This window comes from Rhodococcus sp. RS1C4 (assembly GCF_002258225.1).
In the GTDB taxonomy this organism is placed as follows: domain Bacteria; phylum Actinomycetota; class Actinomycetes; order Mycobacteriales; family Mycobacteriaceae; genus Rhodococcoides; species Rhodococcoides fascians_E.
Map to the genome: position 1 here is coordinate 45,515 of NZ_NOXZ01000056.1, position 9,295 is coordinate 54,809.

General features: G+C 67.4%; 8 protein-coding genes. All 8 read right to left on the minus strand.

From position 1 onward, the window contains the following. Positions 1-23: 23 nt before the first annotated feature. Genes CH289_RS27645 through CH289_RS27675 form a run of 8 tightly spaced genes read right to left on the minus strand, consistent with a single transcriptional unit; the run spans position 24 to position 9,265 of the window. Entirely contained in the window at positions 24-1,874 is a 1,851-nt protein-coding gene (locus CH289_RS27645; protein ID WP_094729115.1) for a hypothetical protein, read from the minus strand. Next, entirely contained in the window at positions 1,871-2,659 is a 789-nt protein-coding gene (locus tag CH289_RS28895) for a DUF4913 domain-containing protein (RefSeq protein WP_256977622.1), read from the minus strand. The genes CH289_RS27645 and CH289_RS28895 overlap by 4 nt, the downstream gene beginning before the upstream one ends. Then, positions 2,656-4,539, minus strand: a complete 1,884-nt coding sequence (locus CH289_RS27655; protein ID WP_094729117.1) for a type IV secretory system conjugative DNA transfer family protein — start codon at positions 4,537-4,539, stop codon at positions 2,656-2,658. Before CH289_RS27655 ends, CH289_RS28895 begins: the two co-directional genes overlap by 4 nt. Further along, positions 4,536-4,709 carry a hypothetical protein gene (locus CH289_RS28475; protein ID WP_179276890.1) on the minus strand — a complete coding sequence of 58 codons (174 nt, stop codon included), beginning with the start codon at positions 4,707-4,709 and terminating at the stop codon, positions 4,536-4,538. Before CH289_RS28475 ends, CH289_RS27655 begins: the two co-directional genes overlap by 4 nt. Further along, positions 4,706-5,296, minus strand: a complete 591-nt coding sequence (locus tag CH289_RS27660; RefSeq protein WP_094729119.1) for a hypothetical protein — start codon at positions 5,294-5,296, stop codon at positions 4,706-4,708. Before CH289_RS27660 ends, CH289_RS28475 begins: the two co-directional genes overlap by 4 nt. Beyond that, positions 5,293-6,990 carry a M23 family metallopeptidase gene (locus CH289_RS27665; protein WP_094729121.1) on the minus strand — a complete coding sequence of 566 codons (1,698 nt, stop codon included), beginning with the start codon at positions 6,988-6,990 and terminating at the stop codon, positions 5,293-5,295. The genes CH289_RS27660 and CH289_RS27665 overlap by 4 nt, the downstream gene beginning before the upstream one ends. Beyond that, positions 6,987-7,352, minus strand: coding sequence for a hypothetical protein (locus tag CH289_RS27670; RefSeq protein ID WP_462052420.1), 366 nt, complete (start codon positions 7,350-7,352; stop codon positions 6,987-6,989). Before CH289_RS27670 ends, CH289_RS27665 begins: the two co-directional genes overlap by 4 nt. After that, positions 7,349-9,265: a P-loop NTPase family protein gene (locus CH289_RS27675; RefSeq protein ID WP_094729123.1), complete on the minus strand. Its 1,917-nt coding sequence runs from the start codon at positions 9,263-9,265 to the stop codon at positions 7,349-7,351. The genes CH289_RS27670 and CH289_RS27675 overlap by 4 nt, the downstream gene beginning before the upstream one ends. Positions 9,266-9,295 lie beyond the last annotated feature (30 nt).

A 9,295-nucleotide genomic window follows, 5' to 3' on the forward strand; every position in this document is an offset into this window, starting at 1 on the left:
TACACCGCGACGCCCATGGGCTGTCAGCGGTCTCCGCGTTCGGTGCTCGTAGAGCGGGAGTTGCTGCGGTCGCCCTTGCTTGCTTTCGGGGACTTCGACGTGGACGCAGCGGGAGTGCCGATGGGGTGTGCATTGTCGCGGTCGGCGGCGAGGCGGGCTTCGATGGCGTCCGGGTCGACGCCAGCGGCGTGGAGCTGTGCGGTCAGTGCGTCGCGTCGTTCTTTGGAGTCGTACCGGTACGGTGCGGCCGAGCTCGCTGATGCGGTGGCGGGTTGTGTTCCCAGTGCGGCGTCGACGCGCGGGCGTCCCGCTGTGGACCATTCCTGGATCAGCTCGGTTCTCGCCGTCAGGTAGTCCTGACGGTTGGCCGAGATTTCGGTCTGCGCGAATTGCGCTGCCAATGCCGGTGCGTTCTCGGTGGCCCAGGCTTTGGACTGGACGACTTCCCATCCGGTCGTGATGGTTTCGCGCGCTGCGTCTTTGCGTTCTCCGCCCGCGTAGACGTAGCGTTCGGCGTCGCGTGGGACGGCTGTTTTAGCCCACTCCAGCGCAGCGTCGAATTCCGCGGCCTGTGGGTCGCGCTTGTTCAACACGTCCGCCATTGGGTCGGGCGTGGGGGTGGACTGTGCTTCCCGGGCGGCGCGCCTATTCAACACCTCCGCCAGGTCATCGGCCACCGAGCCCGAATCGTTGCCGAGTGTGGTCGTGTCGATTCCATATCTGGTGGCGAGTTGGTCGGTGAGTTGTGCCAGCGCGTCCGCGGCGACAGGCGACTGGTCTTTCCACGTGTTGGCCATGCGGTAGGTCTCGGCGAGGGTCTCGGATGTGGCTGCGTCCCACCAACGGGTCGAGTGCACCGCGCGCAGTTGCGCTTCGACAGATCCTCGTGCGGCACCGCGTGAGGCGTCGACGCTGTTTGCGAGCGTGATCGCGGCGACGGTGTCCGCGCGTTCTCGTGTCGACTTCTCGGCGCTGACCGTGGCGGCGCGTTCGGCGTTCACAGCAGCGATGCGGTCGGCGAGTTCGTCAGGTAGGCCCCGTGAGGTGCTGGCGTCGATGCCGTAGTGACGTGAGATCTGATCTTCCATGCGGGCTACGCCGTAGGTGCCACCGTTGTGGATGAACTGCTCGTAGATTTCGGCGATCTGATGCTCGGCGGCCATCTCCCACCACCAGTCCTCGTGAGCGAGGTACAGCGGCGGGACGGGACGGTCGAGGCCTGCGGCGGCGACGTCGGTGCAGAAGAATTCTGGGGCCCATTCGTTCTTGTCGTCGCGAGTGAGAAACACGGCCCAATGTTGCGGTGCTTCGTCGATAGCGCCGCGGTCGATGTTCTTGCCGTTTGCCTGGCGAAGATCCCAGGTGGGGATGAACCCGCGGCCGGCAGGACGATCATCGACGACGGTGAAGCCGCGCTCGGTGTAGGAGTTCGATGCTGCTTCCCGGGCGGCGCGTTCGTTCATCATCGCGGCCAAACGATCCGCCACACCGGCCTGTTCGACTCCGAGTGTGGCCGTGTCGATCCCGTGCCGAGCGGCGAGCTGATCGTCCAGGCGTGCCAGCGCGTCTGCAGCAACAGGAGACTGCTCTTTCCACGCGTGGGCGGTGCGGTACGTCTCGGCGAGGATCTCGGGTGTCGCTGCCTCCCACCACCGAGACGAGTGCACCGGGCGCAGTTGCGCTTCGGCGGATCCTCGTTCGGCGCGTAGCCGCGTCTGAAATGCGCGAGCGCGTTCGTCGCTGCGTTGGCGGGCCTCGCGGAGTCGGTTCTCCCGGCGGCGGGCGATCGCTTCGCCGGCGAGGAGGGCGACTTGCAGGCTGGTGCGCAGTGAACGACCGAGGTCGTCGGTGAGAGTGTCGGGTGCTTGCGTCATCGTTGTGCTCCTTCAATGGCGGCGGTGGTGGTCGAGCGGGTGTCGGCGGGCGGTGGGACGTCGGCGTCGGCTGCGGTGTCGGGATCGGCCGGGATCGCGAACAGAGCGGGGTCCGGTTCGTCGGCAGGGAGCGGGGGGAGGGTGGTCTTGTGCCCGTGCCGAACACCGCACGCGGAGAACGGGCCCTGTGGGTCGAGGAGCATGCCCATGTGGTGGTCTGCGTGGTCTTTCCACCACACACTCGCCCCGGCGTTCGGGTCTTTACGCAGGTGTTCCCACGCACGCCAGAGGGCATCGAGTCGCCGGTAGGCTTCCCCGTGTGCCCACCACTGTGGGCACCACTTCTTCTGATTTCCTTCCGAGACCTCTCGGCGGTAGTGCGGGCGGATCACCTCGTCGACGAAGTCCAACAGCGTTGTGTAGACCGGTGCGGCTTCGGCATCGTCGGCGGCCGCCTGCGCCTTCTGTACCTCTTTGTCGAGGGTCGCGGCCAGAGCGCGTGCGGTCGCGGCCTGCAACTGCTTGAACAGTTCCGGGGTGAGGATTTCACCGAACTGTGCGTCGGCGATCGCCGCCACTTCCGTGCGGATCCGGGCGGACACAGCTGCGTCGACCTGCTGTTGGAACGCAGCGGACAACTCGTCATGGCCGGCTGCCCCGCGGTCGTCGTCCGCTACCGGGAGCGCACCCTCCGCGTCAACGTTGTCGTGATCGATCCTGGCAGGCTCCGAATCGTCCCCGGGGGTTGCGAATTCGGTGGCGGGATCGAATTCGTCGTCGCTCACAGTGCCTCGCTCTCGGTCCCGGTGAAGCTCGGTGTCTTACCCAAAGCCACACCGCTTCCACTTCCGATGGCGTCACGCCGATCCCCTGAGTCGTCCGTCGCCGTCGCCGACTCGTCCGCGCGTGCGGTCGCGTCCTGCACGGCGTCGGCGTGGGGTCCGTGGGTCCATTGCACGGTCTCGACCAGGACGGGCCGGTTGCCAGAGGAGCGGATGATCGCGCGGCCGCGGGGGAGCGCTTCGAGATCGGATTCGGTGAGGGTGCGGACCTGTGTGCGTTGACGGGAGCGGGAGTTGCCGCCTCGTCCGGAGGAGATCGAACCGGTGATCTCGTAGTGATCGCCGAGGGCGGTGGACATGTTCCGCAGGAACGGCCCGTCGTCGACTTTGACGCCGCCTCCGTAGACGGCGACGTTGGCGGCCGACCAGAGAGCTTTCATACCGTCCTCGCCCCAGCAGCGTGCGCCCTGCGACCAGGACTGCAGGATGGACATGATGATGATTCCGCGGGAACCGAAGTGGCTGTAGAGACCGGGAAGTTCCTGCCACCGAACGACATTGGCCACTTCGTCGAGTGCGAACAGGAACGGCGTCTTCAGACGGCCGCCGGGGATCTCGCTGGCGCGTTCGAGGATCTCGTCGCACACTGCCACGGTCAGTGCGGTCACGATCGGACCGACGGACCCGATCCCTTCCTTGGACAGGCTGTAGAGGGTGTCGGTGTCGGACCGGGCGAACTGCGCAGGATCGAATTCCGGGCGGGTATCGCCCGGGCCGGTGCGTTCGATCCACGGGTGCACCGATCGAAACTTGAGGCAGTTGATCATCTTCTTGGCGGTGGTGAACACCCCGGATCGCTGCTTGTCGGTGGCGGTGTAGTGCGCGGACAGTCCGTCCGCCATCAGCGCGTAGCCGGCCTGGCGTAGCAGGGAGATCGGTTCGAGGTTCTGCACATCGGTGACCCACCGGTAGACCTGTGTGATCGGCCTGCGGGCAACCGCGGCCGCGAGAATCAGCGAGGCGAGCAGATCCTCACCTTCCGGGTCGAAGAACGCATCCTTCTTCGCTGCTTGCCCGTCCTCACCGACAGCGAACTGTTTCGCCAGCGCCGCTGCTTTGCGTTCCTGCACCGAGACATCGGCATCCAGCCCTGCGAGGTCGCCGGCGTCGGCGACGGTCGCGGTGTCCGAGCGCACCCAGGACAGCGGATCCCACACGAACGTCGCCGGTTCCTGCGCGACCCGCTGCGGGTCGAAGATCCAGACGGTGCCGATCTCGTCGCGGTAGGCGCGGGTGACGTCGACGACGTCGCGTTTGTTGCTGGTGGTCAGCACCGAGCCCATCGCAGCCAGGATCGCCGGTATCACCCGGGAGGTGGTCTTACCGGAACGTGGACCCCAGATGTCGACGTGGGTGGATTCGATGTCGGCGTACAGGTGAGCGCGGGTGCCGACCATGATTCCCAGCGGCACACCGGGTTCGCTTCCCCGTTCGACGGGTGTTCCGAGGCGTTCGGCCACCGAGCGGCAGGATTTGTAGGTCAGCGACCGGACGTCTTTGATGCGCCCGAGGTGTTCGGCGGCGTCGTCGACGCGGCTACGCCGAGCACGCCGGCGACCGAGAGCAACACCGACCGCGCCGAGCAGGACCAGCATCAGCAGTGTGAAGAATACGGCCACGACGGTGGCCCCGGATGTCCACACCAGATCGCCGGTGTAGAGCTGGGAGACGACGTCGGCCGGATTCGCCGGGACCTCCTGCTCGCTACCGAGGCGCAGGGACATCGATGCTCCGCCGCCGATCAGCACGGCAGCGGAGGCGAGACCGCCGAGAAGCCACATCGTCGCGGAGTCGTTGCTGGGATCTTTGACGTCGGTGTTCATGGTGAAGTCCTCTCGTGAATACGGGTCATGGCTGTTAGGTGTGTGTCGAGTTCGTTGGCCGGATCCGCTTGGTCCGTGTCGAGCTCGTCGGAGCGGGGGAGGACGCCCAGGGCCGCGGCTTTGGCGATCAGCACCGTCCACTGCGCGATCGACGTCTCGGGCGATGTCATGTGCGGTACCGGAAGTCGGACAGTCGCCACCCGCCGGGGGTGGAGATGATCGTGGTTCTCCAGGTCTCGACAGGCCGCAGCGTCGATGCGCCGCTGGCGTGCAGGACGCGTTGGCGGCAGTCGAGGTCGACGATGACGGTCCGCATACCCTCCGGGCTGGCCGGGGTATCGGCGGACGGGGTGCACGTCGCGGTCAGTGTGTCTCCGGATGCTGCCCAGGCGTCCCATTCCCGATCCGGACGCAACTGCGTCGAGGTTTGCGGCGCGTCGAGCGTGTCGGTGAGCGGCACCGTCAGCCAGGGCCGCGCCCGGGCGAGGGCGTCGGTCTTGCTGGTGTCGAACGCGGGCTGCCAGGACAGGATCGCGTTCATCGCCACCGAGGCTGCCTCCTGCGGCCCGAGGGATGTGGGGTCGAGCGGGTCGATCTGTACGTGAGCGTCGGTGCCTTCGGGGACCGGATCGGGGTCCGGTGAGCTACCGCAGCCAGCCGCGAGCACGACGGTGGCGATCGCAGCGGCCACCGATGCCAGCACACGGGCACCGGATGTGTTGTGCGAGAACCTGATACGATAAGCAGTGTGTGTCATGAGTTCTGGCTCCTGAACGTCGGTTCGGCGGCGATGATCTTGTCCGCGTACGGGCGGGTTTGCACGATGTAATCGTTGGAGCCGGTGGGGAATCCGCCGGAGGAGAGCACTGCGCCTTCGCCGGCGTTGTAGCCGGCGAGGTAGAGCTCGGTGGGTCCGTTCGGTGCGCTCACCCGGCCGTCGGCGATCCCGGCGTCGATGACCCCTGCGATGTCGCACATGTACTGGCCCTGCGCCATGACTGCATCGCCGATGGAGTTGATGTCGATCGACCCGTCGCCGTCGTAGTCCTTGCCGTAGCTCGCCCAGGTGCCGGGCATGAACTGCGCGGGGCCACCGGCGCCGGTGCTCGAGACGGGGGCGTAGGGGCCGTAGGAGAAGCCGTTCTCGGCGTCGAGCTGCGCGGCGAGTAGTGAGGACTTGATCTGCGGGCAGATCCCCCCGGCCTTGCGAAGCCACGGTTCGAACTCCGCCGGTACCGTGCCGGCGGCGAGATCCTCACCGAGCCCGGCCCCGGGGGTGGTGCATCCGGGGGCGGCTGCGGACGCACCCGGCCCTGTGGCCGTTCCGCCGGGCAGTTGGCCCCACACTGCGCCTGCGTCGTCGAATCCGGAGGCGTCGACGGTGATGTGGACGTGGTTCATATGGTTTTCGTTGTCCGAGCCGCGGTCCTCCATCAGGGAGGGTTCCTGGCCGGGGAAGTGGATGGTTTGCCGCCAGATGGCGTACTCGAGGTGGAAGAAGTCGGCGTTGGCCATGACGTAGTCGAGGATCTCGTTGCCGAGCGCGACGCCGTCTCCGGAGGAGTAGTTCGGGATCATCGCATCGACCGCGCGGCCTTGCGGATGATCGTCGACTGCTCCGCCGCTCGCCCGCCAACCACCGAGGGAATCGAGACGGGTACCGAATTTCAGTGCCAGAGCACGCATCACGCGTTTGGTGCCGACCTGCAGATTGGTCTCGTTTCCCATCGATGCCGGGGTGGGCGTCGACAGATCCCCGCCAGCGCCCGGGACTGTTCCGGCGAGCTGATCCACCGGCGCAGGTATCGGAGCCGAGACAGGAGCGGACGGTGCTGGAGCAGGTGGTGCTGCGCCGGGGGCTGGTGCGGCCTCGTATTGGGCGAGCGGATCGATCGCGCTCCCGCCGGCACGGCCGCCGTCCCAGATCTCGAAATGCAGGTGCGGCCCGGTGGATTGCCCCCGGTTGCCGATGGTGGCGATGACCTGTCCGGCGCGCACAGTTTGGCCGGCGGCGACACTGTAGGAGTCGATGTGTCCGTAGACGGTGGAGACGGTCTTGCCGCCCAGCACGTGATCGAGCACGACCCACTGCCCGAAACCGGACGCTTCCCCGGCGGCGTAGACCGTGCCGTCGGCGGCGGCGTAGATCGGGGTTCCGATCGGACCGGCCAGGTCGATGCCCTGATGTTGCGCACCCCAGCGGGGTCCGAAACCGCTGGTGAAGGTCACCGTGGCGGGGTCGACGGGTTTGATGAACGAGCCGGGGGCGGCGAGCAGGTTCCCGGGCGTCGCGCCGAGCTGAGAGGTTCCGGGTAGGCAGTCGGTCGACGCAGCGGCGCGGTCTTGCTCGTCTTGAGCGAGGAATGCTGCGAGCACCGCGGCCCCCAGTAGGACCCCGACGGCCGCGATCGCGACTGCCGTCAGGCCCGAGGAGCCACCCTGATCGCTCACCGCAGCTCCGTCGTCGGTGGTTCTCGTCCGGCAGCGAGACGGTGGTTGAGTTCGGCGGCCGCAGCCAACGCGCGGCGCAATTCGAGGACTTCGTCGTAGTCCGTACGAGGGCGGCGTCCGGAGTCGTTGACCCACCCGCGGACGGTGGTCGCAGCGACACCGATGTGTGCGGCGACCACCGCGCAGGCAGCGGTGAAGGAGGTTCCTTGTTCGATGGCTGTGCAGACGGTGCCGATCGCAGCATCGCGAGTGTCGTCGTCGACGAGCCGGTACTTCCGGCGCTCACCCACGGCGGAGCAGGCCCCTGCGGATTCGGCGGCGTCCGGTGTCATCGTCGTGTGCCGGGCGAGGTGGGCGCTCATCGGGTCACCGCCGCACGGCGCTGCTCTTCGGTGGCGGCGTCCAGACGCTCGTCGGTGTCGTGGATTCCGGATTTCTTCTCCGCCGGAGTCACCCACACCCGGAACGGCACACCGGGGCGGCCACCTTCGCCGAGCTTGAGCAGAAAGTGCCCCATCCCGGAGGGGGGTTGTTTGACCGACTCCAATGGTTCGGCGATACGGCTGGGGTCGAACTCTTGGACGCTCTCGTGCGGGTCGACGGCGTCGCAGTGCCGCGCTTCGCTGTCCTGGTGCACCCATATGGGGGTCTGCGTGCCGGCGAGGAAGAGCAGCGACCTCGAGCAGTGCTTGCAGCGGATGCGGGCAGCGGTCATCGCGGTGGCAGCCGAGCCGAGGTCGGCGGAGTCGGACCAGTTGGTGAGCATCGTCTTCTCGCGTTCGGAGAACTGCATCACCTCCGACAGGCGGGCGACCTCACTGCGGGGGATGGGGCCGATGATGCGGGCGCGGGAGCGTTCGAAGAACCCGGACGCACCGACTTTTTCGAGGTCGGCGACCGAGTGGGTGACGGCGATGACGCCGACTCCTTTGGTGCGCTGCAGGCGCTGGACACCGTCGAGGCGGTCGACCATTGTCGGACCGCAGGAGAGGACCTGCCACAGCTCGTCCATGAGGATGGAGAACGCCAGGTGTGGGCCGTTGCCGCTGGTGGCGCGCAGGTGTGCGGCGTCGACCGCGGCGAAGCACTCCGACCAGCCCGAGACCAGGACAGCGGCGCGCATCAGGGAGTCGCCTTCGGGTACGGCGGACATGTCCAGGCAGGTCGAGGGGTTGTCGATGTCGATCCGGACGGTGGTGGCGGAGTCGAACGTTTCGCCGAATCGGCCTTTGGTGAGGGCTCGCAGGGTGCGCAGCAGCGGTTTGACCTGTCCGCGGTACTCCTCGGGGCTGTCGGCGACCACGTCGTTCTGCAGCTCGTCGGGGCAGCTGTCGACGAGGTCGAGCAGATCCGACAGGCGCGCGGGCCTCTCGACGTCGTGTCCGCGGCCACCGCCCACGACGGGGGTGTAGAGCAGGCGGATACCGGAGTCGATGACCGCTTCCTCGTAGTCCTGCAACGGACTTCGGCGCACGATCTCGCACAGGGCCAGGACGAGGTTGACCTGACGGAAATGCAGCGCGAACTCGTAGCGGCGACGCAGGTCCGGGTCGATGGTGATGTAGCGGGCCAGTGCGACCCCGATCGGACCGGGATCGAGAGGGTTCAATGCACCTGTGCCGTAACCGACCTCGTTGACACCGGTGGTGCAGACCGCTTCGGTGAGCTTGCGGCCGTCGGGCTTGACGTCGCCGGGCCACATCACCCGAATACCGGCGGCGATGTCTCCCAACGCGATACGGCGCAGCAGTGTCGACTTCCCGAAGCCGTTGAGCGCGATGATGATGCACGCCGGTGCGGTGATCGCTCCCCGCTCTTTCGCGGCGAGCGGAGAAAAGCCGACCGGGGCGCCGGTGGAGAGGTGCGGGCCGAGGATCGGTCCCAGGATCGGGGCGGAGGCACCGAAGATCCACGGATACAGCCCGGCGACCTGTTTGGTGGTGCCGCGGTATTCGACCGGGGGCAGGACGGTGGCCATGCGGCCACTGCCCGCGCCGGTGAACCCGCGGTCATCCGATGCGGTGAACACTCCGCTCTGGCTGCCGTCGCCGAGTAGCGCTCGGTCGCGGTCCCGGTTGCGGCGGTGATTGTCATCGCGGTTCAGCAGCGCGTGCAACCAGCGCGCTTTGATACCGGTCGCGGCCGCGGCGCGTGCTTCGAGTGCGCTGCGGTCGGTGTCGGAGAGCACCCGGTACTTGTCTGCCTTCACCGGCTTTGCGGGCTTCGAGTCGACGGGGGCGGGGCGGGGCGTGCGGTGGGTGAGAGTGCCGGGCATGTCGGGTGTTTCCTCTCGGAGGGGCAGGAG

What these genes read in the sequence shown, in the direction of transcription:
- CH289_RS28475 (WP_179276890.1), bottom strand. Translation starts at nt 4,709, where the DNA reads ATGACATCGCCCGAGACGTCGATCGCGCAGTGGACGGTGCTGATCGCC.
- CH289_RS27670 (WP_462052420.1), bottom strand. Translation starts at nt 7,352, where the DNA reads ATGAGCGCCCACCTCGCCCGGCACACGACGATGACACCGGACGCCGCC.
- CH289_RS27655 (WP_094729117.1), bottom strand. Translation starts at nt 4,539, where the DNA reads ATGAACACCGACGTCAAAGATCCCAGCAACGACTCCGCGACGATGTGG.
- CH289_RS27675 (WP_094729123.1), bottom strand. Translation starts at nt 9,265, where the DNA reads ATGCCCGGCACTCTCACCCACCGCACGCCCCGCCCCGCCCCCGTCGAC.
- CH289_RS27660 (WP_094729119.1), bottom strand. Translation starts at nt 5,296, where the DNA reads ATGACACACACTGCTTATCGTATCAGGTTCTCGCACAACACATCCGGT.
- CH289_RS27645 (WP_094729115.1), bottom strand. Translation starts at nt 1,874, where the DNA reads ATGACGCAAGCACCCGACACTCTCACCGACGACCTCGGTCGTTCACTG.